Genomic DNA, 25,867 nt, shown 5'->3' with positions numbered 1-25,867 from the left:
GCTACGGGCCGGTTCAGGGCTGAGTACGGGTTGAGTGCGGGCAGGTTCGGGGTTCTGATCGGAACCCTGGGCCTGCCCGCTGCGTTTACCGTGGAAGAGCGGCGCGAAGAGTGCCGCGGCCTGCCGGTGTGCGGGCCGGACGCTCGGAGGAGGAGCTTCGTGGAAGCAGTGATCACGGTATTCGCCCTGCTCTTCGTGCTCGCCGTCGTACTGGGCGCCTACGCCACGGTGAAGGCCGTCGGCGCTGCCAAGCGCAGCGTGGACCGAGGCATCACCCAGGCACGCCGCACGGTCGAGGACCACACGCTGCGGGCCAAGTCCCTCGTCCAGCCGGGCCCGGCGGGCGAGCTCGCCCAGCTGCGGCTGACGCTGCGCACGTCGATGCGGGCCACGCAGGACGCGCTGCACGCGGGCGTGGCCGAGGACGAGTCCCTCAAGGAGTCCCTCGGCCTCTTCGACCGGCTCAGCGCGCACGGGTTCGAACTGGACGCCGAGCTCAGGCGGCTGGAGTCCGATCCGGACCGCGCCACGCTCGGCGGGCTCCTTCCCGCGCTGCGCGAGCGCACCGAGCGGATCACCCGGTCGGCAGAGGCCCTGCGCTGGGCGGCCCGTGACCGGGCCCGCCGCTTCGCCGAGGACGACCTGGAATCGCTGAGCGCACAGATCGACGTCGAGGCGGGCGCCCTGCGGCACTGGATGGAGACGGAGACGGGGCCCGCCACCGCGCCGCCGCCCTGGCCGGAGGCCCCCGCCACCGACGCCCCGGCCGCCCGGCAGAGTTGGCCCGAGGCCCCGCAGAGCTCGCAGGCGCCGCAGCCCCCGCAGAGCTCCCAGAGCTCTCGGCAGGAGTCGGCGGAGGAAACCGCCAGGCCCGCCATCACCCCGCCCGCCCCGAACCCCGTGTACCCCTGGCAGAAGAAGGCCCGTCCGGAGAGCACCACCTGACCCACCCGATCACGGCCCTGTGAACGCCCGGCCGTCGGGGCCGGGCTGCCGTATGGGCGCTACGGCAGGTAACCTCCAGCTCATGTCCCGCCATGTCGCTATCGTCACGGATTCAACGGCCTACCTCCCGGTCCGGACGATGGAGCGGCACGGCATCACCGCGGTACCCCTGACCGTCGTCCTGGGCGACCGGGCACTGGACGAGGGCACCGAGATCTCGACCCGATCCCTGGCCCAGGCCTTGCAGAAACGGCGGCCGGTCACCACCTCCCGCCCCAGCCCGGAGCTCTTCGCCGAGACCTACCGCCGGATCGCCGAGTCCGGCGCGGACGGCATCGTCTCCCTCCACCTCTCCGCCGAACTCTCCGGCACCTACGACGCGGCCGTCGTCGCCGCGCGCGAGGCCGCGCTCCCCGTGCGCGTCGTGGACACCGGGATGATCGCGATGGCCCTGGGGTTCTGCGCGCTCGCCGCGGCGGGGGCGGCGGAGGCGGGCGGCACCGTGGACGAAGCCGTCACGGCCGCGGAGAAGCGTGCCGCGGGCACCTCCGCCTACTTCTACGTCGACACCCTCGACTACCTGCGCCGGGGCGGCCGGATCGGGGCGGCCCAGGCGCTGTTCGGTTCCGCGCTCGCCGTGAAACCGCTGCTGCGGCTGGACGACGGCCGCATCGAACCCCTGGAGAAGGTCCGGACGGCGTCGAAGGCGATCGCCCGGCTGGAGGAGATCGTCGCCGACCGGGCGGGCAGCGCACCCGTCGACATCGCCGTTCACCATCTCGCCGCCCCCGACCGGGCATCTGCCCTGGCGGACCGCCTGCGGGACCGGGTGCCCGGGCTGACCGACCTCCATGTGAGCGAAGTCGGAGCGGTGATCGGGGCGCACACGGGGCCGGGGCTGCTGGGGGTCGTGGTCTCGTCGCGTTGAAGGGCTGTCGGGTCGGCGTGCGGGTCCCGGCACTGTGAAGGGCCGACGTGTGTCACCCGTGTGGGGGCCGGAGTTGTCCCCAACCCGACGGTAGTCCCCGGAAATCGATCATGATCATCGCGGCTGTGCCGAGGTGACCGATCCTCGTCGCATGGCTCTTCGATCACGCTCACGCACGGCGACCGCGACCAGTGGCCCGGGCCGTGCACCGGCCTCCGACAACCGGCTTCGCCACCGCCGTTCACCTCGTTCCCGTTCCCTCGGTCGGGCACGGCACGAGCGCCGTCACGCACCGGCGGAGGAGCTCCGCCGGCGTGCGGAGGCGCTCTTCGCCGATCACGCCGGTCACGCCGAGCACGGCGGTCACGCCGGTCACGCCGATCACGGCGGACTGGTCGATCACGTCGATCACGTCGATCACGCCGAACACGGCGGACTGGTCGATCACGTCGAACATGGCCGACACGCTGGTCACGCCGGTCGGCGGGGCGAGTCGGGGAAGGGGCCGCCGCCGTGGAGGGAGGCGGAAGGAGCGAGGCAAGAGGGGGCGCGGGAAGCGGGGACGCAAGGAGAGGGGGTACCGCCGGACGCCGCCGCGCTGACCTGGCGGGCGCGGGGAGGGCAGGTGCTGCGGGAGCGGATGCCGGTGTGGCTGCAGACGCGGTGCGGGATGGAGCGGCGCAGCGTGGCCGCGCTCACGGTGCTGCTCCTCATCGTGGCGGCCTTCGCCGTGCAGCACTTCTGGACCGGCCGGACCCAGCCCGTGGCGGCCCCCGAGGTGGTGCGGGAGGCCACGGCACACGGCGCGGAGGGAGAGGGCGAGGCGGCCGGGGACCCCGCGACCGGCGCGCACACGGGCACGGCCAAGGGCACGGCCACGGCCGCAGTCGGGGCCGAGATCGTGGTGGATGTCGGCGGTAAGGTCCGCAAGCCCGGTATCCACCGCCTCCCGGCAGGTTCACGTGTCGCGGACGCCCTGCGTGCCGCCGGAGGCGTGCGGTCCGGTACGAGGACCGACGGGCTGAACCAGGCGCGCTTCCTGGTGGACGGCGAGCAGGTGATCGTCGGTGCCCCCGGGCCGGCCATGGGGTCCGGCACCGGCGGCACCGCTCCGGGCGGGACCGGCGGCCCGGCGGCGGGTGGGGCACCAGCGGCACCCGTCTCCCTCAACACGGCGACCACCGATCAGCTCGACACCCTGCCGGGCGTCGGACCCGTGCTGGCCCGGCACATCATCGACTACCGCACCCAGCACGGCGGTTTCCGCTCGGTGGACGAGTTGCGCGAGGTCAACGGCATCGGCGAGCGCCGCTTCGCCGACCTGCGGAATCTCGTGCGGCCGTGAGCACGGAGACGAGCACGGAGGCGAGTCGGCCGAGCGGACCGGAGGAACGCCACGACCGGGCAGCGCCCCCGCGCGCGGCCGTGCACGCCGCTTCCGGGCACCGGCTCGGCGCGGCCCATCCCCGGCAGGAGGGGCCGACGGATCTGCGGCTGGTCCCGCCCGCGCTCGCGGCCTGGGCGACTGCGGCGCTGGTGCTGGACGCACCGGCCGACCGGGCCGTGGTCCTCGTCATCGGGAGTTCGGTCCTGGCGGTGGCGCTGCTGCTGAGGCCGGTGCGCGGACGGCGCACGGTGCGCGGACGGCGCACGGTGCGCGGACGGCGCACGGTGCGGGGACGGCGCACGGCGCTCGGACGGCCCCACGCCGCGGTCGCCGCCCTGCTCCTCTGTGTTGCCGCGTCCGCCGTCTCGGCCGCGCTGCACGGCGCGGACCTTCGCCGTGGTCCGGTGCCCGAGCTGGCGCGGCAGTACGCCACCGTCACCGCGGAGGTGGAGGTCACCGCCGACCCCCGTCTCACCCGGCCGCGCGTCCGGGGAAACCGTGCGGTGCCGCCCACCGTGCTGATCGAGGCCGACGTGCGGCGGGTGACGGAGGCCGGCGGAAGGGAGGTGATGACGCGGACGCCGGTGCTGATACTCGTCGATGTGGGCGATGGCGAGGAGTCACCGAGACGCGCCTACGCGGGTGACCCGGACGGCTCGCGGCTCACCCGGGCCGGGCCGGGCGCCGCGCGCTGGCTGGGACTGCTGCCGACCACGCGGCTCGGCGTCACCGCCCGGACGGCGCCTCCGAGGGCGAGCGGGGACCGGATCGCCGCCGTGCTGCGGGTACAGGGCGGCCGGAAGGCACCGGAGGTGGTGGCCGGGCCGTCGGCGGCGCAGCGGCTGGCCGGGCGGCTGCGGGCCGGGCTGCGGGAGGCCACCGACGGACTGCCGCCGGACGCGCGGGCGCTGCTGCCGGGGCTGGTCGTCGGGGACACCTCGCGTATCACGCCGGAGCTGGAGGAGGCGTTCGAGGAGACCGATCTCGCCCACACACTGGCGGTATCCGGCGCCAACTTCACGATCGTGCTCGCCCTGCTGCTGGGACCGCCCGGACTGGCCCAGCGCAGCGAGCGCCGGGGGCTGGCGCCCCGGCTCGGCCTCTCCCTGCGGACGACCGCCCTGCTCGGCGGCGTTCTCGCACTCGGCTTCGTCGTCGTGTGCCGGCCCGACCCGAGCGTGCTGCGGGCCGCCGCGTGCGGGTCCGTCGCCCTGCTCGCCCTGGCCACGGGACGTCGCAGGTCGCTGCTTCCGGCGCTGGCGACGGCCGTACTGCTGCTGGTGCTGTACGACCCGTGGCTGGCCCGCAGTTACGGCTTCCTGCTCTCCGTGCTGGCCACGGGGGCGCTGCTCACGCTCGCTCCGCGGTGGAGCGGTACGTTGCGCCGGCACCGGGTGCCGCCTCGGCTGGCGGAGGCGCTGGCCGCCGCGGGTGCCGCGCAGGCCGTGTGCGCGCCGGTCGTCGCCGTGCTCTCGGCGCGGGTGAGCCTGGTGGGGGTGCCGTGCAACCTGCTCGTGGAGTTCGCGGTCGCGCCGGCCACGGTGCTGGGCTTCGCGGCGCTGGCGACGGCACCGGTGGCGATGCCGGTGGCCGAGGGACTGGCCTGGTGCGGAGGCTGGCCGGCCGAGTGGATCGCGGGGATCGCCCGCACCGGGGCCGCGCTGCCCGGCGCGGGAGTGGACTGGCCGGGCAGCTGGACCGGGGCGGCGCTGCTCGCCCTGGTGACGGTGGGCGTGCTGCTCGTCGGCCGGCGGCTGCTGAGACACCCCTGGTGGTGCGGTGTCTGCGTGGTGCTGCTGGTGCTGGCGGTGGTGCAGCCTCCGCCCTTGGCCCGGGTGATCACCGGGTGGCCTCCGCCGGGCTGGCGGATGGTGATGTGCGATGTCGGCCAGGGCGACGCCATGGTGCTCGCGGCGGGCGGGGGAGCGGGGGTGGTGGTGGACACCGGGCCCGACCCGGCGCTGGTCGACCACTGCCTGCGCTCGCTCGGCATCACCCGCGTCCCGCTCGTGGTGCTGACCCACTTCCACGCGGACCATGTGGCGGGACTGCCCGGAGTGCTGCGGGGACGTTCGGTGGGCGCGATCGAGACGACCGCCCTCGAAGAGCCCGCGGACCAGGCCGCGTCCGTCCGGAGACAGGCATCGGCGCGGCGGATTCCCCTGCGGCACGCCGCCGCCGGGGAACAGCGACGGGCCGGCCCGCTGTCCTGGCAGGTGGTGTGGCCACCGCCGAGCCCGCCACCGGGCCCGCCGACGACCGGGGTGCCGGGCCCGCCGACGACCGCGGTGCCGGACTTCCCGACGACCACGGAAGGCCCCAACGACGCCAGCGTCACCCTCCTGGTGCGGACGGCGGGGCTGCGCCTGCTGCTGCTCGGGGACCTGGAGCCCCCGGCACAGCGGGAGCTGGCGAGATCACCGGCGGCGGCGGCGCTGGACGGGGTCGACGTGCTGAAGGTGGCCCACCACGGCTCCGCCCACCAGGATCCCGGCCTCATGCGGAAGGTGGCCCCAAGGCTGGCCCTCATCAGCTGCGGCGAGGACAACACCTACGGCCACCCGGCTCCCGGCACGGTAGCGGCGCTGCGCGCCCACGGGGCGAGGGTGCTGCGGACGGACCGGGACGGGGCCCTGGCGGTCACCGGCACGGACAGGGCGTTGCGGGTGGCGGGAGACTGAGGGCATGGATTCAGCACAGGTCGATGCCTACCTCAGCCGTCTCGGAGCCGAGTACCCGGCGTGGCCCACCGTCGACGCCCTGCGCGAGCTGCACCTGCGTCATCTGCGCAACGTGCCCTTCGAGAACCTGTCCGTCCATCTGGGAGAGGAGATCACGCTGGAGCAGGAGCGGCTGCTGGACAAGGTGGTGGGCGCGCGCAGGGGCGGATTCTGTTATGAACTCAACGGCCTCTTCGGCGCGTTGCTCGCGGCGCTCGGGTACGAGGTCACCCTGCTGGCGGCGCGGGTGTACGGGGACGGGGGCCGGCTCGGGATCCCGTACGACCACCTGGCGCTGCGGGTGCGGACGGTGGACGGGGGCGACTGGCTGGCCGACGTCGGGTTCGGGGCGCACAGCCACGGTCCCCTGGAGTTCGGGGAGCGGGGTGAGCAGGAGGATCCCGGCGGCACGTTCCGGGTCGCCGAGGCGGGACCGGACGAGGCCGGGGTGCGCGGCGGGCACGACTCCGCCCGGGCGGCCGACCTGGACGTGCTGCGGGACGGGAAGTCCGTGTACCGGGTGGAGCTGCGCCCGCGGGTGCTCGGCGACTTCGTGTCCGGCGCGTGGTGGCACAGCACCTCGCCCCAGTCGCACTTCCTCCAGTCGCCGGTCTGCTCGCGGGTCACGGAGGACGGAGGGAGGGTCACGCTCAGCGGCCGCAGGCTCGTGTCCACGACGGCCGACGGCAGGCGGGAGGAGCGTGAGCTGGACACGGACGAGGAGGTCCTCGCGGCGTACCGGGACCGTTTCGGCATCATCCTCGACCAGGTGCCGGTCGTGCGCCGGCCGTGAGTGACCCGGCTCCGACCGCGAGGCGACCCGGTTCCGGCTGTCAGGAACGCCGTCCGGGGCGCCCAATTCGGACCACAGCGGGCCACAGCGGGCTACAGCGGGCCACAGAGGGCCACAGCGGGGCTACTCGTGAGTACTCCCAGCACATGCGTCGGTTTCCCGTGATGTGGTCCTGTGTTGCCTCGAAAGCCCCATCGGTGATCGAATGTTACTTCGTCAACTAGTTTTTCACGTCGCGCAGAGGATGTCGTAGATGATCGGCCGTTGGCTGGGAAGCCGAACGAAGCGGATGCAGCGGACGGGTCCCCTGGCGGCGGTGCGGACTCCGCCGAACGCGGGAGTGCTGAGCTGCCGGGTCCTCGACCCCGTCAACGAGCCGGTTCCGAACGCGGAGTTCGCGGTCAGCGACACCATGGGCCGCAAGGTGGTCAGCGGTGGCACGGACCCCTTCGGTTCGTTCGTGGCGACGGTGCCCACGGGGGAGTACCGGCTCGCGGTGTCCGCCGAGGGGTACACGCCGTACCGGGCGTCCGCCACCGTCACCGAGGATGCGCTGGCCTCGCTCGGCGACGTGACCCTGCAGGTGGCCCAGCCTCCGGAGCTGCCCGCGCCGGGCGACTGGGACATCGAGCCGGCGCACTCGTCGATCGCGTTCACCGCCCGGCACATCGGGCTGGCCCGGATCCACGGCCGGTTCAACTCCTTCGCGGGCGCGGTGCGGATCGCCGACGACATGGAGCAGTCGGCGATGCACGTGGTGATCGACGCGGCGTCCATCGACACCAACGTGAAGATGCGCGACGACCACCTGCGGTCTGGGGACTTCCTGGACGTGCAGCGGTATCCGACCCTGGAGTTCTACAGCGACCGGTTCACGCACCGGGGCGGCAACCGGTGGGCTGTCACGGGGGCGCTGTCCCTGCACGGCGTGACGCGCACGGTCACCCTGGACGCCGAGTATCTCGGCCTCGGCAACGGGATGGAGGGCGAGGTGCGGGCGGCCTGCCGCGCCACCACCGAGCTGCACCGCGACGACTTCACGGTGAGCTGGCAGACGATGCTGGCACGGGGCATCGCCGTGGTCGGACCCAGCATCAGGATCGACCTCGACATCCAGATCGTGCCCAAGGGCTGACCTGGCACCGACCCGGGGGTCCGGCTGCCGCGTGGTGTCCGACAATGGCACTCGTGAGCGATGTGAGACATGTGCTGGTGCTGCCCGACCGCGACGCCGCGGAGGAGGTGGTCCAGGTGCTCGGGGAGCGGTTCGGGCTCGACGAGGAGCCCCGGATCGTCCGTGACGCCCTGGCCGGCGAGGACGACGCCGAGGACGCCCAGTGGATCGTCGTCCTGCGCGACGAGCGGGAGCGGCTGGATCCCGGTGAGCTCGACGAGTTCGCGGGGGAGTGGGAGGGCTGGCGGGAGGAGCCCTAGCCCGGCGCGACCTCGCGAGCAGGGGAATACCGGATTCCTGTGGGCCGGGCCTCGTTGTCAGTGGTGCGTGCGATGCTTGTCGCGATGGCCAGGAAGACTGCGAATGACGACCCTCTCGCCCCGGTGACCCTTGCCGTGGGCCAGGAGGACCTCCTGCTCGACCGTGCCGTGCAGGAGGTGGTGGCCGCCGCGAAGGCCTCCGACGCCGACACGGACGTACGCGACCTGACCCCCGACCAGCTGCAGCCCGGCACGCTCGCCGAGCTCACCAGCCCCTCGCTCTTCGCCGAGCGCAAGGTCGTGGTCGTACGCAACGCGCAGGACCTGTCCGCCGACACGGTCAAGGACGTGAAGGCCTACCTCGGCGCACCCGCGGAGGAGATCACCCTTGTTCTGCTGCACGCGGGCGGCGCGAAGGGCAAGGGCCTGCTGGACGCCGCCCGCAAGGCGGGGGCGCGCGAGGTGGCGTGCCCGAAGATGACGAAGCCCGCCGACCGGCTGGCCTTCGTCCGGACGGAGTTCCGCACCACCGGGCGGTCGGCCACCCCCGAGGCGTGCCAGGCGCTGGTCGACTCGATCGGCAGCGACCTGCGGGAGCTGGCCTCGGCGGTGTCCCAGCTGACCGCGGACGTCGAGGGGACGATCGACGAGGCGGTCGTCGGGCGGTACTACACCGGACGGGCCGAGGCCTCCAGCTTCACGGTCGCCGACCGGGCGGTCGAGGGACGGGCGGCGGAGGCCCTGGAGGCGCTGCGCTGGTCGCTGGCGACCGGAGTGGCACCAGTGCTGATCACCAGCGCGCTGGCACAGGGCGTACGGGCCATCGGCAAGCTGTCCTCCGCCCGCGGCGGGCGCCCTGCCGACCTCGCCCGCGAGCTGGGCATGCCGCCGTGGAAGATCGACCGGGTCCGGCAGCAGATGCGCGGCTGGACACCGGACGGCGTCTCCGTGGCCCTGCGCGCGGTGGCAGAGGCTGACGCGGGGGTGAAGGGCGGCGGGGACGACCCCGAGTACGCCCTGGAGAAGGCCGTGGTGACCATCGCGCGCGCGGCACGGTCGAGAGGGCGGGCGTAAAGCCGGCTCCGTCGGCCTCAGCCTTCGTCAGCCCCGGCCCCAGTCCGTCAGCCCCAGCCCCGTCCTCTCATCCGTCAGCCCCAGCCTCGTCCCTCTCACCCCCGGCCCTCGTCGGCCCCGGTTCCCGCCGGCTTCGAATCCCGGGCAGACCGAAGGCCCCGGTGTCCGTCCTGGGGAAGGACGGCCACCGGGGCCTTCGGATCAAGCTCGGCGGATCCATGCCCGCGTGGCGAACGCAGGCCGCGCATGGATCCTGGGTGCCGGACGGGAGCGGATGAGAGAGGGCCCGCTCTGGGTCCTTCCGGCGATCAGACCAGATGAGGGGTTCAGCCCTTGAGGGCGCCGACCTTCTGCGACAGCGCCGACTTCTTGTTGGCGGCCTGGTTCTTGTGGATGACGCCCTTGGAGACGGCCTTGTCGAGCTGACGCGAAGCGACGCGCTGGTACTCGGTGGCCTTCTCGACGTCACCCGCGGCAGCGGCCTCACGGGCCTTGCGGATCGCGGTCTTCAGAGAGGACTTGACGGCCTTGTTGCGCAGCCGGGCCTTCTCGTTGGTCTTGTTCCGCTTGATCTGGGACTTGATGTTCGCCACGAATGAGCCTTTGCAGGTTCAGGCACGGGGCCGCGAGGGCCGCGTGCCGATGATTTCTTGAAGGAGTGCCTCGTGCTGAGAGGGCAAGAGACACAGCTCCTCACACTACCAGTGGCCCGTCGAGCAGCCCAAACCCGGCCCCGCACCCGTCCCCAAACCGGCCCCACACCCGTCCCCGAAGCCGACTCCGGACCCGACCCCGAATCCGCCCCGGCCCCGGTCCGCGTCCCGCCCCGGCCCCGGACCGCGTCCGCCCCGGCCCGGGTACGAATCCGCCCCGACCCACGGTCCGGATCCGGCCCGGTTCCGCCCTCAACCCGTCCCAAACCCATCCCAGCTCCCCACCCGTGGGACGATGGAAGCTACGTATCGATCCGACCCGAGACCGCAGACACTGCGGACGCCTCAAGAATCAGGACCCTGCGTGCCCGCGACCCCCAGCCATGTGCCCGAGCCGAGCCGTACCGACCCGGCGCTGATCCGCAACTTCTGCATCATCGCGCACATCGACCACGGCAAGTCCACGCTCGCCGACCGGATGCTCCAGCTGACCGGTGTGGTCGAGCAGCGGCAGATGCGCGCCCAGTACCTCGACCGCATGGACATCGAGCGCGAGCGCGGCATCACGATCAAGTCCCAGGCGGTGCGATTGCCGTGGGCTCCCACCCACGACAAGAGCAGCACGCACATCCTCAACATGATCGACACGCCGGGGCACGTCGACTTCACCTACGAGGTCTCGCGGTCGTTGGCCGCGTGCGAGGGCACCATCCTCCTCGTCGACGCCGCCCAGGGCATCGAGGCCCAGACCCTCGCCAACCTCTACCTGGCGATGGAGAACGACCTCACGATCGTCCCCGTGCTGAACAAGATCGACCTGCCGGCCGCGCAGCCCGAGAAGTTCGCCGAGGAACTCGCCAACCTGATCGGCTGCGACCCCGCCGACGTGCTCAAGGTCTCCGCCAAGACCGGCCTCGGGGTCGAGGCGCTGCTGGACAAGGTCGTCGCCGAGGTCCCGCCCCCGGTCGGCGTCAAGGACGCCCCCGCCCGCGCGATGATCTTCGACTCCGTCTACGACTCCTACCGGGGTGTCGTGACGTACGTCCGTGTCATCGACGGCCAGCTCAACAAGCGCGAGCGGATCCGGATGATGTCCACCGGCGCCACGCACGAGCTGCTGGAGATCGGCACCAACTCGCCGGAGATGCTCTCCGCCGACGGTCTCGGCGTCGGCGAGGTGGGATACCTGATCACCGGTGTGAAGGATGTCCGCCAGTCCAAGGTCGGTGACACCGTCACCAGCATGCACAAGGGCGCCGAGGAGGCGCTCGGCGGCTACAAGGACCCCAGGCCCATGGTCTTCTCCGGTCTGTATCCGCTGGACGGCTCGGACTACCCCCTGCTGCGTGAGGCCCTGGACAAGCTCCTGCTCAACGACGCCGCCCTGGTCTACGAGCCCGAGACCTCCGCGGCACTCGGTTTCGGCTTCCGCGTCGGCTTCCTGGGCCTGCTGCACCTCGACGTGATCCGCGAGCGGCTGGAGCGCGAGTTCGGCCTCGACCTGATCGCCACCGCGCCCAACGTGGTCTACCGCGTGATCATGGAGGACGGTACCGAGCACACCGTTACCAACCCGAGCGAGTTCCCCGAGGGCAAGATCAACGAGGTCTACGAGCCGGTCGTGCGCGCCACGATCCTGGCGCCGACCGAGTTCATCGGGGCGATCATGGAGCTGTGCCAGACCCGGCGCGGCACCCTGCTCGGCATGGACTACCTCTCCGAGGACCGGGTGGAGATCCGCTACACCCTCCCCCTCGCGGAGATCGTCTTCGACTTCTTCGACCAGCTGAAGTCGAAGACGCGCGGCTACGCCTCCCTCGACTACGAGCCCACCGGCGAGCAGACCTCCAGCCTGGTCAAGGTCGACATCCTGCTGCACGGCGACAAGGTGGACGCCTTCTCGGCGATCACGCACAAGGACGCGGCCTACGCGTACGGGGTGCGGCTCGTCGCCAAGCTGCGCGAGCTCATCCCGCGCCAGGCCTTCGAGGTGCCCATCCAGGCTGCCATCGGCTCCCGGGTGATCGCCCGTGAGACCATCCGCGCCATCCGCAAGGACGTCCTCGCCAAGTGCTACGGCGGTGACATCTCGCGTAAGCGGAAGCTGCTGGAGAAGCAGAAGGAAGGCAAGAAGCGGATGAAGATGGTGGGTTCCGTGGAGGTTCCGCAGGAGGCCTTCATCGCGGTCCTGTCCAGTGATGACAGCGCGGGGTCGGGCAAGGCCAAGAAGTAACAGCGGCCGTCCTCGCGGCGTATCCCGCCCGCCCGGGCAAAGCGGACACGAAGGGGCTCGTCGTGCGAAAGCGCGGCCGGCCCTTTCGCATGTCACGGGTGGGCCTCCGTACCAAGTGAAAGGGCGCGGAGGCTTACGCGTGGGCCGGTCGCCCTTTACTCTGATGCCTGCTCGCTAGTTACTCGCGAGTTAAACAACGCCTGAACAACTGCCCGAGAGCGAACCAGCCACACCTGGACCAGCCACACCTGAAGCAGCCGCGTCCGAGCCGGCCGCACCGAGCAGGCCGCACCGTCGCGGGCCCACGGAGGATGTCGTGAGCGACACACAGACACTGATCGAGAACCGTCCGCCCTCCGTGGCGGGACTCTTCCTGGAGCGGGTGACGGCCACGCCGGACGCCGAGGCGTACCGCCACCCGGTGCCGTCGGCCTCGGGCGAGGGGCCGGACGACTGGAAGTCGCTGACCTGGGCGCAGGCGGCCGAGCGCGTCTACGCGATCGCGGCCGGCCTGATCGAGCTGGGTATCCAGTCGCAGCAGCGCGTGGCACTGGCCTCCGCCACACGGCTGGAGTGGATCCTCGCCGACCTCGGCATCATGTGCGCGGGCGCGGCGACGACCACCGTCTACCCGCAGACCAACGCCGACGAGTCCGCGTACATCCTCTCGGACTCCGAGAGCCGGGTGCTGATCGCGGAGGACGCCGCGCAGCTGGCCAAGGCCAGGGATAAGAAGGCGGAGCTGCCCGACCTCACCCACGTCGTGGTGATCGACGCGACCGGCGCCGACACCACCGAGGACTGGGTCCTCACCCTCGGCGCGCTGGAGGCGCTCGGCGCGGCCCGCCTGGAGAAGGAGCCGGAGCTGATCAAGGAGCGGGTCGGCGCGCTCACCAAGGACCAGCTCGCCACCCTCATCTACACCTCCGGCACCACCGGCCGGCCCAAGGGCGTCCGCCTCCCGCACGACTGCTGGTCGTACATGGCGAAGGCGATCGCCGCGACCGGCCTGGTCACCGGCGACGACGTGCAGTACCTGTGGCTGCCGCTCGCGCACGTCTTCGGCAAGGTGCTGACCTCCGGCCAGATCGAGGTCGGTCACGTCACCGCCGTCGACGGCCGCGTCGACAAGATCATCGAGAACCTGCCGGTCGTCCAGCCGACCTACATGGCGGCCGTGCCGCGCATCTTCGAGAAGGTCTACAACGGCGTCGCCGCCAAGGCCCGGGCGGGCGGCGGAGCCAAGTACAAGATCTTCCAGTGGGCCGCCGGCGTCGCCCGCGAGTACGCCAAGGTCACCCAGGACAACTTCAAGCGCACCGGTACCGCGAGCGCCCCCTTCGGCCTGTCCGCCAAGCACGGCATCGCCGACAAGCTCGTCTACGCCAAGATCCGCGAGGCCTTCGGCGGCCGCCTGCGCGCCTGCGTCTCCGGCTCGGCGGCCCTCGCCCCCGACATCGGCTACTTCTTCGCCGGCGCAGGCATCCACATCCTCGAGGGCTACGGCCTCACCGAGTCCTCCGCCGCGTCCTTCGTCAACCCCGGGGAGGCCTACCGCACCGGCACGGTCGGCAAGCCGCTGCCCGGCACCGAGGTGCGCATCGCGGACGACGGCGAGATCCTGCTGCGCGGCCCCGGCATCATGGAGGGCTACCACAAGCTGCCCGAGAAGACCGCCGAGGTCCTGGAGTCGGACGGCTGGTTCCACACCGGCGACATCGGCGAGCTCTCACCCGACGGCTACCTGCGCATCACCGACCGCAAGAAGGACCTCATCAAGACCTCGGGCGGCAAGTACATCGCTCCCGCCGAGGTCGAGGGCCAGTTCAAGGCGGTCTGCCCCTACGTCTCCAACATCCTGGTGCACGGCGCCGACCGGAACTTCTGCACCGCCCTCATCGCCCTCGACGAGATCGCGATCACCCAGTGGGCGAACGAGAACGGCCTGGAGGGCAGGCCGTACGCGGAGATCGTCGCGGCGCCCGCGACCGTCGCGATGGTCGACGGCTACGTCAAGCAGCTCAACGAGGGCCTCCAGCGCTGGCAGACCATCAAGAAGTTCCGCCTGCTGCCCCGCGACCTCGACGTCGAGCACGGCGAGATCACGCCGAGCCTGAAACTGAAGCGGCCGGTCGTGGAGCGGGAGTACAAGCACCTGATCGAGGAGATGTACGACGGCTCGCGCGAGGCGTAGGGCGTGCGGGCGTCGCAGTCCGCACGGCTGATGGCCGAAACTGTCCGTCTTCCGGCCGTCTTCGAACATTCGCCTGGCACGGTTCTCGCGGTTCTCACTCGTGGCGGCCCACTTCGGTAACTCCGCGCTTATGGGCGGGGCCGGTCTGTCACTCTGTCGGCATCGACTGCGAAGTATTCGCACGAACTGCCCGGGGAGCCGTCATGGGGGCCATTCCGACGCAACGGGAGACCGTCTCCCGCGCCAGTGGGGTGCACGCGCACGCTGTTGAGGCATCCGCCCAGGAGTGCGCGCGGGCGCACGTGACCCTGCTCGGAAGCTCTCTTGCGCCGGGCGCGGCCCGCGAGATGGTGCGGGCCGCGCTCCGCGACTGGTCCGCGCTCGGTCTGCCCGGCACGCAACAGCTGACCGGGCATCTCGCCGCCGACGCCCTGGTGGTCGTCAGTGAGCTGGTCACCAACGCCGTGGTGCACGCCGGCACCGACGTCGAGGTGGTCTGCCGCCTGGAGGAGACGGGCACCCTCGTCGTCGAGGCCACGGATCACCACCCCGCCCGCGCGCCGAGGGGCGGCGACGACGAGACGCCGCACGAGATCCCGGAGTACGGGCGCGGCCTGCGGCTCGTCGCCGCGCTCTCGGAGGCCTGGGGCATCACCTACCGCCCGGGCACCAAGACGGTGTGGGCGCGGCTGCCGGCCGCGGGTGCCGAGGTCGCCGAACAGATCGAGACGTACGCAGGGGGCCGCGGCCTGCCGCGCACCGAGTCCCCGGCCCCGGAACCGTCGGGGGAGGGTCCCGACGGACGGACCCGCCCCAGGAGCCACGGCGGCTCGGGAGACCCTGGAGGCCTTGGCGGCGGCTCGGGAGGCCCCGGAGGCCTGGGCGGCGGCTCGGGAGACCCGGAAGGCGGGGCCGCGACGGACCTCGGGCGCCGGGAAGGCCCCGGCCATGAGAAGGACCCCGGCTACCGGGGAGGCCCAGGCCATGAGGATGGCCCCGGCCGTGGCGGAAACCCCCGGCGAGGGGGCCAGGGTCACCCCCAGCCCTGGGACGGCCCCGGCCGCAGGCAGAGCCCCGACCGTTCGGGCCCCCCTCAGTGGCCGGACTGGCGGGACGATGCGGCCGTGACCGGCCGGCTCGGCGTCCGAGACCGCGAGTGGCTGGGCCGCGGCGCGCTGTCCTTCCTCGCCGAGGCCTCCGACCTCCTGGCCGGGCAACTGGACGAGGACCTGGTCGCCTCCCTCACCGGACAGCTGATCGTGCCCCGGCTCGCCGACTGGTGCGGTGTGTGGCTGGAGGACGAGTCCCTGGGCCGGGGAGCCTGGAGCGACGAGCCGGGGGCGGCCGTGGGAGCGAGGCTGGCCCGCGTCTGGCACACCGGCGAGAGCCACATCGAGGACCTGCGCCTGGCCCTGGAGAAGGACCCGCCCCGCGCCCGCGACCCGTGGCGCTCCGGCCCCGTCGCCCACCCCTGGCCCGGCGAGGCGCTCGGTCCGGACGCCGCGCAGGGCGCCGCGCTCGCCTACCGCCTGGTCGCCGGCGGCCGGCCGCTGGGCACCCTGGTCATCGGGCGGGCCGGCACCGCGGGCTTCCCCGACGAGATCACCGGCCTCGTCGAGGACCTCAGCCGCCGGGTGGCGCTCGCCATCGGAGCCGCCCGCCAGTACGCCCGGCAGGCCACGATCAGCGCCGTCCTCCAGCGCGGCCTGCTGCCCGGCGCCGTCGCCGAGATCCCCGGCGTGCGCAGCGCCCTCGTCTACGAACCGTGCGACAAGGGCGGGCCCAGCGGCGACTTCTACGATCTCTTCCCGGCCGGCGAGGGCCGCTGGTGCTTCGCCGTCGGCGACGTCCAGGGCAAGGGCCCGGAGGCCGCCGTCGTCATCGGCCTCGCCCGGCCCTGGCTGCGGCTGCTGGCCCGCGAGGAGTACGAGGTCCCCGACGTCCTCGACCGTCTCAACCAGCTCCTCCTCGACGACGCCACGGAGGCCGCGGACGCCGCCGCCCGCGCCCTGGTCGCCGCGGGTCCTCCGGTTGCCCCGGGCGACGGACCGCAGACCCGTTTCCTGTCCCTGCTCTACGGCGAGCTGGTCCCGTTCGACGGCGGCGTACGCTGCACCCTCGCCTCCGCCGGGCATCCGCTGCCGCTGCTCCTGGGCCCCGACGGCACGGTGCGCACGGTGGCGCGGCCGCAGACCCTGCTCGGGGTCGTGGAGGACGCGACGTACACCAGCGAGACCTTCGAGCTGCGGTCCGGCGACACCCTGCTCTGCGTCACGGACGGGGTCACCGAGCGGCGCAGCGGGTCCCGCCAGTTCGACGACGGGGACGGTCTCGCCACCGCGCTCGCCGGATGCGCGGGGCTGGACGCAGGGCTGGTCGCCGAACGCATCAGGCGGCTGGTGCACGAGTTCGGGCCCCGCCCCCCGGAGGACGACCTCGCCCTGCTGGTGCTGCAGGCCGACTAGTCGCGTCGGGCCGAGCAGCCGCGTCGGTACGGGACAATGGAACGCATGCCCTCCGCACTCCCCGACGGCGAACCCGTCCCCGCCGACGGCGCCCTGCCGGCGTCCGCGCTCGCCGGCGCCGCCGACCGCCCCCTCGGCTTCTACCTGCACGTGCCGTACTGCGCGACCCGCTGCGGATACTGCGACTTCAACACCTACACCGCGACCGAGCTGCGCGGCACCGGCGGCGTCCTCGCCTCCCGCGACAACTACGCCGATACGCTCACCGACGAGGTCCGCCTGGCCCGCAAGGTCCTCGGCGACGACCCCCGCGAGGTCCGCACGGTCTTCGTCGGCGGCGGTACGCCCACCCTGCTGGCCGCCGACGACCTGGTACGGATGCTGCACGCGATCCGTGACGAGTTCGGTCTCGCGCCGGACGCGGAGATCACGACGGAGGCCAACCCGGAGTCCGTCGACCCGGCGTACCTGGCCACCCTCCGCGAGGGCGGCTTCAACCGGATCTCCTTCGGCATGCAGAGCGCGAGGCAGCACGTCCTGAAGGTGCTGGACCGCACCCACACCCCGGGCCGCCCGGAGGCCTGCGTCGCCGAGGCCCGCGCGGCCGGCTTCGACCACGTCAACCTCGACCTGATCTACGGCACCCCCGGCGAGAGTGACGACGACTGGCGCGCCTCCCTGGACGCGGCGCTCGGCGCCGGACCCGACCACGTCTCCGCGTACGCCCTGATCGTCGAGGAGGGCACCCAGCTCGCCCGCCGCATCCGGCGCGGCGAGGTCCCGATGACCGACGACGACGTCCACGCCGACCGGTACCTGATCGCCGAGGAGACTCTGTCGGCGGCGGGCTTCGACTGGTACGAGGTCTCCAACTGGGCCACCTCCGACGCGGGGCGCTGCCTGCACAACGAGCTGTACTGGCGGGGCGCCGACTGGTGGGGCGCGGGGCCGGGGGCGCACTCGCACGTGGGCGGGGTGCGCTGGTGGAACGTGAAGCACCCGGGGGCGTACGCGGGCGCGCTCGCGGCCGGGACGTCCCCGGGCGCCGGACGCGAGATCCTCACCGACGAGGACCGGCGGGTGGAGCGCATCCTGCTGGAGCTGCGTCTGAGGGAAGGCGCCCCGCTGTCCCTGCTGCGGGAGGCGGGACTCGCGGCGTCGCGCCGGGCGCTGGGCGAGGGGCTGCTGCAGGAAGGGCCCTACGCAGACGGGCGCGCGGTACTGACGCTGCGCGGGCGGTTGCTGGCCGACGCGGTGGTGCGGGACCTGGTGGACTGATCACTCGGGTGAGTGAATCGGTGCGGAACGATGGTTCGGCCCCTAACCTGATTCGTAGGCTGCCGCCGACAGTACGCGGCGGATGTGGAGGGCCACGGAGATGACAGCTGTGGACGAACGTGGAGTCGCGGAGTTCTTCGCGGGGTTCGAACCACCCGAGGGGCTCAAGGTGGAGCTACTCCGGGGGGAAATCGTGATGATGCCCAGCCCTGATCTGGTGCACAACCGGATCGTCACCTCTCTGATGGACCAGATCCCGCACCGGCGATGGGAGCGGCTCCAGACTCAGGACGTCGATGTTGTCGATGAGGCCAGCGAGCCTGTCCCCGACTTGGTCGTCATGGAGGTGGGTGTCGGCCCGGACTCAGGGCGTCTTCTGCCGTCCCAGGTGATCACGTTGGTCGTGGAAGTGGTCTCGAAGACCAGCGTGGACCGGGACTATGGCGTCAAACGCCTGATCTACGCCGCCGGTGAGGTGCCCGCTTACCTGATCATCGACCCGATCATGGCCCAGTGCGTTCTGTACTCGGAGCCGGCCGGACAAGGCGAACAGGCCGACTATCAGGTGCAGCGGGTCACTCAGTTCGGGGCGTCACTGCCACTGGAACAGTTGGGCGTCGAACTGGACACCACCACGTTCGGCACCTACAAGGGCGTCAAGCCCCATCACCGCCCGTGACGAAGTCGATCAGCTCCTCCACCCGCCCCAGCAGCTGCGGCTCCAGGTCCTTGTAAGACCCCACCCGCGCCAGGATCGCCTGCCACACCGCGCCCGTGTTCTCCGACGGCCACCCCAGCGCCCGGCACACCCCCGTCTTCCAGTCCTGGCCGTGCGGCACCCGGGGCCAGCCGGGAATCCCCACCGACGCCGGCTTCACCGCCTCCCAGATGTCGATGTACGGGTGCCCCACGACCAGCGCGTGCTCGCTCGTCACGGCCTCCGCGATCCGCCACTCCTTCGAACCCGGCACCAGGTGGTCCACCAGGACCCCGAGCCGCGCGTCCGGACCGGGGGCGAACTCGGCGACGATCGACGGGAGATCGTCCACGCCGCCCAGGTACTCCACGACGACCCCCTCGATGCGCAGGTCGTCGCCCCACACCTTCTCGACCAGCTCGGCGTCGTGCCGCCCCTCCACGTAGATGCGCCCGGCGCGCGCGACCCGCGCACGTGCCCCGGGGACGGCGACCGACCCGGACGCCGTACGGGAGGGGCGCGCCGTACCGGAGGAGGGGCGGACCAGCGTCACCACCCGCCCCTCGAGGAGGAAGCCGCGCGGCTCCATCGGAAAGACCCGGTGCTTGCCGAAACGGTCCTCCAGGGTCACCGTGCCCGCCTCGCAGCGGATCACCGCGCCGCAGAAACCGGTGCAGGGCTCCTCGACCACCAGGCCGGGATCGGCCGGGACCTCCGGAACCGGCTGCGATTTCTTCCACGGAGGGGTCAGGTCGGCGGAGTACTGGCGCATTCTGATGACGATACGAGGAGCGAGCGCGCCCTGATCAGCGCGACACGCCGAACCGGGCGGCCAGCGCGTCCCGTTGAGCCCGTACGAAAGCCGCGTCCACCACCGCTCCGTGACCGGGGACGTACAGAGCGTCCTCGCCGCCCAGGTCCAGCAGCCGGTCCAGCGCGGCCGGCCAGTGTGCCGGTACCGCGTCCGGGCCCGCCTGCGGCTCCCCCGACTCCTCGACCAGGTCGCCGCAGAAGACGACCGCCGGGTCGCCCGGCACCAGCACCGCGAGGTCGTGGCCGGTGTGTCCCGGGCCCACGTCGGCGAGCAGGACCTGCCGGCCGCCGCCCAGGTCGAGCGTCCACTCGCCGCGGACCTCGTGGCGGACGCGGACGAGCGCGTCGGCCGCCTGCTGGGCCTGCCGCGCGTCCAGCCCCTCGGCCACCGCGTCCGACCGCAGCGCCTCCCGCCCCTGTCCGCCCCGCGCGAACACCGCGCCCGTCCCCGCCGCGCCGTAGACCTCCGTGCCTCCCACGCCTTCCGCGCCTCCCGGGCCCTCCGCGCCTCCCGGGCCCGCGAACGCGGCGGCGCCGAAGACGTGGTCGAAGTGCGGATGGGTCAGCGCGAGATGTGTCACACGGTGACCGGCGAGCTCCCGCGCCTGGGCGCGCAACCGGGCGCCCTCGCCGAGGCTCGCCCCCGCGTCCACCATCAGTGCCGCGTCCGCGCCGACGACCAGCCCCGCCGTGCAGTCCCACACCGGCAGCCGGCGCCGTCCCACCCCGGCCGCCACCCTCTCCCATCCCAGGTCTTCCCAAGTCACCGTCACGACGACGACGCTAGCCGTACGGCGCCTCGGCGCACGGCCGCGTGCCCCCGCCCTTGCCGGGGGCGTACCCCACGGCCGTACACTGGGCCGGGGAAGTCTGGCACTCGCACACCGTGAGTGCCAGGGACAGACAGTGAGACAGGCAAGACGCCGGGCGGACGACGACATGCTGGAGGTGTGCGCGAGTGCTCAGTGAACGCAGGCTCCAGGTGCTGCGCGCCATCGTCCAGGACTACGTCGGCACCGAGGAGCCGGTCGGTTCCAAGGCCCTCACCGAGCGGCACAACCTCGGCGTCTCCCCGGCCACCGTGCGCAACGACATGGCGGCCCTCGAGGACGAGGGGTTCATCGCCCAGCCGCACACCAGCGCCGGGCGCATCCCGACCGACAAGGGCTACCGGCTCTTCGTCGACAAGCTGGCCGGCGTCAAGCCGATGACCGCGCCCGAGCGGCGTGCCATCCAGAACTTCCTGGAGGGCGCCGTCGACCTCGACGACGTGGTGGCCCGCACGGTGCGGCTGCTCGCGCAGCTGACCCGGCAGGTCGCCGTCGTGCAGTATCCGTCGCTGACCCGCTCGACCGTGCGGCACGTGGAGTTGCTCTCCCTGGCGCCCGCGCGGCTGATGCTCGTGCTGATCACGGACACCGGCCGGGTCGAGCAGCGGATGGTCGACTGCCCGGCGCCGTTCGGCGAGGCGTCCCTGGCGGACCTGCGCGCGCGGCTCAACAGCCGGGTCGCCGGGCGCCGTTTCTCGGACGTGCCGAGCCTGGTGGAGGATCTCGCGGAGGCCTTCGAGGCCGAGGACCGGGGTACGGTCTCCACCGTGCTCTCCACTCTCCTGGAGACGCTGGTCGAGGAGAACGAGGAGCGGCTGATGATCGGCGGCACCGCCAATCTGACCCGCTTCGGGCACGACTTCCCCTTGGTGATCCGACCCGTCCTCGAGGCGCTGGAGGAGCAGGTCGTGCTCCTCAAGCTGCTCGGCGAGGCGAAGGATCCGGGCGTGACCGTCCGTATCGGTCATGAGAACGCCCACGAAGGACTCAACTCAACGTCCGTCGTGTCGGTGGGCTACGGTTCGGGCGGCGAGGCGGTTGCCAAGCTCGGCGTGGTCGGACCGACCCGCATGGACTACCCGGGAACGATGGGAGCGGTACGCGCAGTGGCACGGTACGTCGGACAGATCCTGGCGGAGTCGTAGGTGGCCACGGACTACTACGCCGTACTCGGCGTACGCCGCGACGCGTCCCAGGACGAGATCAAGAAGGCGTTCCGGAGGCTCGCCCGCGAGCTGCACCCGGACGTCAACCCCGATCCGAAGACCCAGGAGCGGTTCAAGGAGATCAACGCCGCCTACGAGGTGCTGTCGGACCCGCAGAAGAAGCAGGTCTACGACCTCGGCGGCGACCCCCTCTCGCAGGCCGGCGGCGGTGGCGCGGGCGGCTTCGGCGCGGGTGGCTTCGGGAACTTCTCGGACATCATGGACGCGTTCTTCGGTACGGCGTCGCAGCGCGGGCCGCGCTCGCGCACGCGCCGCGGCCAGGACGCGATGATCCGCATCGAGGTCGAGCTGGACGAGGCCGCGTTCGGTACGACCAAGGACATCCAGGTCGACACCGCGGTCGTCTGCAACACCTGCAACGGCGAGGGCGCGGCGCCCGGCACGTCTGCCCAGACGTGTGACATGTGCCGCGGCCGCGGCGAGGTGTCGCAGGTCACCCGGTCCTTCCTGGGTCAGGTCATGACCTCCCGCCCCTGCCCGCAGTGCCAGGGCTTCGGCACCGTGGTCCCGACCCCGTGCCCCGAGTGCGCGGGCGACGGCCGGGTCCGCTCCCGGCGCACCCTGACCGTGAAGATCCCGGCCGGCGTCGACAACGGCACCCGGATCCAGCTCGCGGGCGAGGGCGAGGTCGGCCCCGGCGGCGGCCCCGCCGGCGACCTGTACGTCGAGATCCACGAGCTGCCCCACTCGACCTTCCAGCGGCGCGGCGACGACCTGCACTGCACGGTCACCATCCCGATGACGGCGGCGGCCCTCGGCACGAAGGTGCCGCTGGAGACGCTCGACGGCATGGAGGAGATCGACATCCGCCCGGGCACCCAGTCCGGCCAGTCGGTCCCGCTGCACGGCCGCGGCGTCACCCACCTGCGCGGCGGTGGCCGGGGCGACCTCATCGTCCACGTCGAGGTCCTGACCCCGAGCAAGCTCGACCCCGAGCAGGAGCGCCTGCTCCGCGAGCTGGCCAAGCTGCGCGGCGAGGAGCGTCCGCAGGGGCAGTTCCAGCCGGGGCAGCAGGGTTTGTTCTCGCGGTTGAAGGACGCGTTCAACGGGCGCTGACACCCGGTGCCCACAAGCCCCTGGCGAAGCCTGCGCCAGGGGCTTTCCCATGGGTACGGGACGGTTGTGCGACGGTGATGCTCCTGGCGTATGCCGACCCAAGCCCGGATTCGGACCCTTCCACAGGACGTGACACCATGCGCTCATGTCCTCCGCACTGACCGATCTCTTCCCCTACCCGATCGTGCAGGCGCCCATGGCGGGCGGCGTCTCCGTGCCGCAGCTCGCCGCCGCGGTCTGCGAGGCGGGCGGGCTGGGGTTCCTGGCCGCCGGGTACAAGACCGCGGACGGGATGTACCAGGAGATCAAGCAGCTGCGGGGGCTGACGAACCGCCCCTTCGGCGTCAACCTCTTCATGCCGCAGCCGGAGACCCCGGGTGCGAGCACCGGCTCCACCGGAGCGGCCAACGCCGCGCCCTTCAACGCCTCCGCCGTCGGCGTCTACGCCCACCAGCTGGCCGGTGAGGCCGCCTGGTACGAGACGGAGCTCGGCGACCCCGAGTGCGGCCGGGACGACGGCTACGACACCAAGATCGCGGTGCTGCTGGACAACCCGGTGCCGGTGGTGTCGTTCCACTTCGGCGTCCCGAGCCGTGACGTCGTCGACTCGCTGCACCGCGTCGGCACCTTCGCCCTGGCCGCCGCGACCACCCCGGAGGAGGCCCGGGCCGTCGAGCGGTCCGGCGCGGACGCGGTGATCGCGCAGGGCGTCGAGGCCGGCGGGCACCAGGGCACCCACCGGGACCACCCGGAGACGGGCGGTGCCGGCACGGGACTGCTGTCGCTGGTCGCCCAGGTCCGGGAGGCGGTGAGCCTGCCGATCGTCGCCGCCGGCGGCATCATGCGCGGCGGTCAGATCGCCGCCGTCCTCGCGGCCGGCGCGAGCGCCGCCCAGCTCGGCACGGCCTTCCTCGCCACCCCCGAGTCCGGGGCGCACGCCCTGCACAAGCAGGCACTGACCAACCCGCTGTTCGTCCGCACCGAACTGACCCGCGCCTTCTCCGGCCGCCCCGCCCGCGGTCTGGTCAACCGCTTCCTGCGCGAGCACGGACCCTACGCCCCCGCCGCCTACCCGGAGGTGCACCACCTCACCGCGCCGCTGCGCAAGGCGGCGGCGAAGGCGGGCGACGCTCAGGGCATGGCGCTGTGGGCGGGACAGGGCCACCGGATGGCCCGGGAACTGCCCGCAGGCCGGCTGGTGGAGGTGCTGGCGGCCGAACTCGCCGCCGCGGGGACAGCGTTGTCAGCGTTCGCGACGGGAGGTACGGGCCGATGACGGCACCGGTGTTCGTGGTCGACTCCCTCCGGCCGGGGGACCTGACCGGAGGCGAGTACGTCCTGGACGGCCCCGAGGGACGGCACGCCGTCTCGGTGAAACGGCTGCGGGCCGGTGAGGACGTCGTCCTCACCGACGGACGCGGTCGCTGGGCCGAGGGCGTGGTGAAGGCCGCCGAGGGCAAGGACCGCCTGGTCGTCGCGGACCTGGAGACCGTCCACGAGGAGCCGCCGGAGCAGCCCCGCATCACCGTCGTCCAGGCCCTGCCCAAGGGCGACCGCGGAGAGCTGGCCGTCGAGACGATGACCGAGGTCGGCGTCGACGCGATCGTGCCCTGGGCGGCGTCCCGCTGCGTCACCCAGTGGAAGGGCGAGCGCGGCCTGAAAGCGCTCGGCAAGTGGCGTGCGACGGCCCGGGAGGCAGGCAAGCAGTCCCGCAGGGTCCGCTTCCCCGACGTCGCGGACGCGGCGACGAGCAAGCAGGTTGCGTCACTTCTGGCCGACGCCGACTTCGCCGCCGTACTCCACGAGAGCGGCGACGAGCCCCTGGCCGTCACCGAACTCCCCACCGCCGGCCACATCGTGCTCGTCGTCGGCCCCGAAGGCGGGGTCTCGCCGGAGGAGTTGGCGCTCTTCGCCCAGGCCGGCGCCGATCCCTACCGCCTGGGACGCAGCGTGCTGCGCACCTCCACCGCCGGCACCGCGGCGGCGGCGGTACTCCTGACCCGCACCGGCCGCTGGTCCTGAGCCGGCGGCCACCGGCCCCGACGGTGCCGGCCACCGGCACTGATGCGGCAGCGACAGGCCGTGACGGAGTCGGCCACTCCCGACAGTCCGGCCACCGGCCCCGGCAGTGCCGGCCACCGGCCCCGACGGTGCCCGTCAGCCGTCCGCCGTGCGGGACGCCGCGACCGCCGGGAACAGTTCCCAGCCGTCCAGGTCCGCGGACCGGTCGAGCAGCCCGCGCCGGGCCGCCTCGTCGACGAAACCCCGTACGACGCCGGGTTCGTGCAGGTTGAGCGACGCCTCACCCACGGACACGCAGCCCGAGGGCAGGAAGCCGTCGGGGACGAACCGGCCCTCGCCGCCCTGGAACAGCAGACGGGTCCTCGTTCCCTCCCGGGAGAGGCTGAGTACCTCCTGGCAGGGCCCCGTGCGGCTGTGCCGGTGGCGCACCGACCACACGTAGGCGGTCCTTTCGTCCACGACGAGCCTTCTTCGGCGGCGTCCGCTGTGCATGTGCCCACGGTAGTGAGGAGTGGCCGTATGCGCCCTACCGTCCGCACCGCACCGGTGGCAGGCTGCCCTTCATGGGGGCATCGAGGCGGATTCGGCGCACGGCTGCGGTGGTCGTCGGCGTGCTCGTCACCGTGGGCGGCGCCGTGGCGTGCGAAGCGGGCGGACTCAGCTCCGCGTCGGTGGCGTACACGACCGACCAGACCGTGACACGCGAACTGGAGCGGCGCAAGGCCGACGTGCGGTGGCTCACCTGTACCGCGTCCTTCGGGGACGACGGCGCCACCGCCTCGGCGGGCGAGGACACCGTCGCCTCCGTCGACTGCAAGGGGGAGACCGACGACGGCAAGGACATCACCGTCGACGGGGAGGTGACCCGGGTCGTCAACGGCGCCTGTGTGCGCGGCGATCTGAGCGCCGAGGTGGACGGCAAGGAGTGGTTCCGCGTCCAGGGGCTGGGCAACTGCGACGCCACGAGCGCCCCGCCCGCCGACCGGCCCTCCCGGCACCAGCCGGGGCCCACGGTGACCGTCACCCGGACCATCTGGTGCCCGGACGACCCGCACTGCCGGCCGGTGGAGGGCAAGTAGCCGCCACGGCGCGCGTGCCGTGGCCGGTAAGTGATCCGAA

22 protein-coding genes are annotated in these 25,867 nt (G+C 72.6%); 18 read left to right on the top strand and 4 right to left on the bottom strand.

Going from position 1 to position 25,867, the window contains the following annotated elements:
- Positions 1–159: 159 nt before the first annotated feature.
- From ACH4F2_RS00975 to holA, 8 genes are all read left to right on the top strand, one after another.
- Positions 160–945, top strand: a complete 786-nt coding sequence (locus ACH4F2_RS00975) for a hypothetical protein (RefSeq protein ID WP_398130555.1) — start codon at positions 160–162, stop codon at positions 943–945.
- A gap of 82 nt (positions 946–1,027) precedes the next feature.
- Positions 1,028–1,873, top strand: coding sequence for a DegV family protein (locus ACH4F2_RS00970; protein ID WP_398130554.1), 846 nt, complete (start codon positions 1,028–1,030; stop codon positions 1,871–1,873).
- A gap of 151 nt (positions 1,874–2,024) precedes the next feature.
- On the top strand, positions 2,025–3,218 hold the full coding sequence (locus ACH4F2_RS00965; RefSeq protein ID WP_398130553.1) for a helix-hairpin-helix domain-containing protein: 1,194 nt from the start codon (positions 2,025–2,027) through the stop codon (positions 3,216–3,218).
- Positions 3,219–3,298: 80 nt separating this feature from the next.
- A complete protein-coding gene (locus tag ACH4F2_RS00960) occupies positions 3,299–5,941 on the top strand; it encodes a ComEC/Rec2 family competence protein (protein WP_398130888.1) in 2,643 nt (880 codons plus the stop codon).
- Between the two features lie 4 nt (positions 5,942–5,945).
- Positions 5,946–6,773, top strand: coding sequence for an arylamine N-acetyltransferase (locus tag ACH4F2_RS00955; RefSeq protein WP_398130552.1), 828 nt, complete (start codon positions 5,946–5,948; stop codon positions 6,771–6,773).
- 253 nt (positions 6,774–7,026) lie between these two features.
- A complete protein-coding gene (locus tag ACH4F2_RS00950) occupies positions 7,027–7,908 on the top strand; it encodes a YceI family protein (RefSeq protein ID WP_398130551.1) in 882 nt (293 codons plus the stop codon).
- A 53-nt stretch (positions 7,909–7,961) separates the two neighbouring features.
- Positions 7,962–8,207 (top strand): hypothetical protein, encoded by a 246-nt coding sequence (locus tag ACH4F2_RS00945; RefSeq protein WP_398130550.1) that lies wholly within the window; start codon positions 7,962–7,964, stop codon positions 8,205–8,207.
- Between the two features lie 84 nt (positions 8,208–8,291).
- On the top strand, positions 8,292–9,281 hold the full coding sequence (holA, locus tag ACH4F2_RS00940) for a DNA polymerase III subunit delta (RefSeq protein ID WP_398130549.1): 990 nt from the start codon (positions 8,292–8,294) through the stop codon (positions 9,279–9,281).
- Between the two features lie 326 nt (positions 9,282–9,607).
- On the opposite strand, the gene rpsT is transcribed toward holA, so the two are convergent.
- Positions 9,608–9,874, bottom strand: coding sequence for a 30S ribosomal protein S20 (rpsT, locus tag ACH4F2_RS00935; protein ID WP_121746971.1), 267 nt, complete (start codon positions 9,872–9,874; stop codon positions 9,608–9,610).
- Positions 9,875–10,298: 424 nt separating this feature from the next.
- Between rpsT and lepA the strand changes: the two genes are divergently transcribed.
- The 5 genes from lepA to ACH4F2_RS00910 all read left to right on the top strand — a co-directional run bounded on the left by lepA (position 10,299) and on the right by ACH4F2_RS00910 (position 18,783).
- Positions 10,299–12,167: a translation elongation factor 4 gene (gene lepA / locus ACH4F2_RS00930; RefSeq protein ID WP_398130548.1), complete on the top strand. Its 1,869-nt coding sequence runs from the start codon at positions 10,299–10,301 to the stop codon at positions 12,165–12,167.
- A 316-nt stretch (positions 12,168–12,483) separates the two neighbouring features.
- Positions 12,484–14,361, top strand: coding sequence for an AMP-dependent synthetase/ligase (locus ACH4F2_RS00925; RefSeq protein ID WP_398130547.1), 1,878 nt, complete (start codon positions 12,484–12,486; stop codon positions 14,359–14,361).
- Positions 14,362–14,564: 203 nt separating this feature from the next.
- The gene (locus tag ACH4F2_RS00920; protein WP_398130546.1) at positions 14,565–16,826 is read left to right on the top strand and encodes a SpoIIE family protein phosphatase; all 2,262 of its coding nucleotides are present in this window, start codon (positions 14,565–14,567) and stop codon (positions 16,824–16,826) included.
- 45 nt (positions 16,827–16,871) lie between these two features.
- Positions 16,872–18,104 (top strand): radical SAM family heme chaperone HemW, encoded by a 1,233-nt coding sequence (hemW, locus tag ACH4F2_RS00915; RefSeq protein ID WP_398130545.1) that lies wholly within the window; start codon positions 16,872–16,874, stop codon positions 18,102–18,104.
- Positions 18,105–18,204: 100 nt separating this feature from the next.
- The gene (locus ACH4F2_RS00910; protein WP_398130544.1) at positions 18,205–18,783 is read left to right on the top strand and encodes a Uma2 family endonuclease; all 579 of its coding nucleotides are present in this window, start codon (positions 18,205–18,207) and stop codon (positions 18,781–18,783) included.
- Here ACH4F2_RS00910 and ACH4F2_RS00905 read toward each other — a convergent pair.
- Positions 18,761–19,573, bottom strand: coding sequence for a DUF3097 domain-containing protein (locus tag ACH4F2_RS00905; protein ID WP_398130543.1), 813 nt, complete (start codon positions 19,571–19,573; stop codon positions 18,761–18,763). The two genes, ACH4F2_RS00910 and ACH4F2_RS00905, sit on opposite strands and share 23 nt — an antisense overlap.
- Positions 19,574–19,607: 34 nt before the next feature.
- Positions 19,608–20,387 (bottom strand): MBL fold metallo-hydrolase, encoded by a 780-nt coding sequence (locus tag ACH4F2_RS00900; protein ID WP_398130542.1) that lies wholly within the window; start codon positions 20,385–20,387, stop codon positions 19,608–19,610.
- A 185-nt stretch (positions 20,388–20,572) separates the two neighbouring features.
- Here ACH4F2_RS00900 and hrcA point away from each other — a divergent pair, with 185 nt between their 5' ends.
- The 4 genes from hrcA (at position 20,573) to ACH4F2_RS00880 (ending at position 24,748) form a co-directional block, all read left to right on the top strand.
- Entirely contained in the window at positions 20,573–21,589 is a 1,017-nt protein-coding gene (gene hrcA / locus ACH4F2_RS00895; protein WP_398130541.1) for a heat-inducible transcriptional repressor HrcA, read from the top strand.
- On the top strand, positions 21,590–22,726 hold the full coding sequence (gene dnaJ / locus ACH4F2_RS00890) for a molecular chaperone DnaJ (protein ID WP_279559335.1): 1,137 nt from the start codon (positions 21,590–21,592) through the stop codon (positions 22,724–22,726).
- A 145-nt stretch (positions 22,727–22,871) separates the two neighbouring features.
- Entirely contained in the window at positions 22,872–24,002 is a 1,131-nt protein-coding gene (locus ACH4F2_RS00885; RefSeq protein ID WP_398130540.1) for a nitronate monooxygenase, read from the top strand.
- Positions 23,999–24,748 (top strand): 16S rRNA (uracil(1498)-N(3))-methyltransferase, encoded by a 750-nt coding sequence (locus tag ACH4F2_RS00880; RefSeq protein ID WP_398130539.1) that lies wholly within the window; start codon positions 23,999–24,001, stop codon positions 24,746–24,748. The genes ACH4F2_RS00885 and ACH4F2_RS00880 overlap by 4 nt, the downstream gene beginning before the upstream one ends.
- Before the next feature lie 135 nt (positions 24,749–24,883).
- Here ACH4F2_RS00880 and ACH4F2_RS00875 read toward each other — a convergent pair whose 3' ends face one another.
- Positions 24,884–25,207 (bottom strand): hypothetical protein, encoded by a 324-nt coding sequence (locus tag ACH4F2_RS00875; protein ID WP_398130538.1) that lies wholly within the window; start codon positions 25,205–25,207, stop codon positions 24,884–24,886.
- 104 nt (positions 25,208–25,311) lie between these two features.
- On the opposite strand from ACH4F2_RS00875, the gene ACH4F2_RS00870 reads away from it, so the two are divergent.
- Positions 25,312–25,827, top strand: coding sequence for a hypothetical protein (locus ACH4F2_RS00870; RefSeq protein ID WP_398130537.1), 516 nt, complete (start codon positions 25,312–25,314; stop codon positions 25,825–25,827).
- The last annotated feature ends 40 nt before the right edge of the window (positions 25,828–25,867 follow it).

Origin of the sequence: Streptomyces sp. NPDC017890 (assembly GCF_044328675.1) — a bacterium.
Lineage (GTDB): Bacteria > Actinomycetota > Actinomycetes > Streptomycetales > Streptomycetaceae > Streptomyces.
The sequence above is the reverse complement of the archived record's forward strand: the minus strand, read 5'-3'. Positions and strand labels throughout refer to the sequence as shown.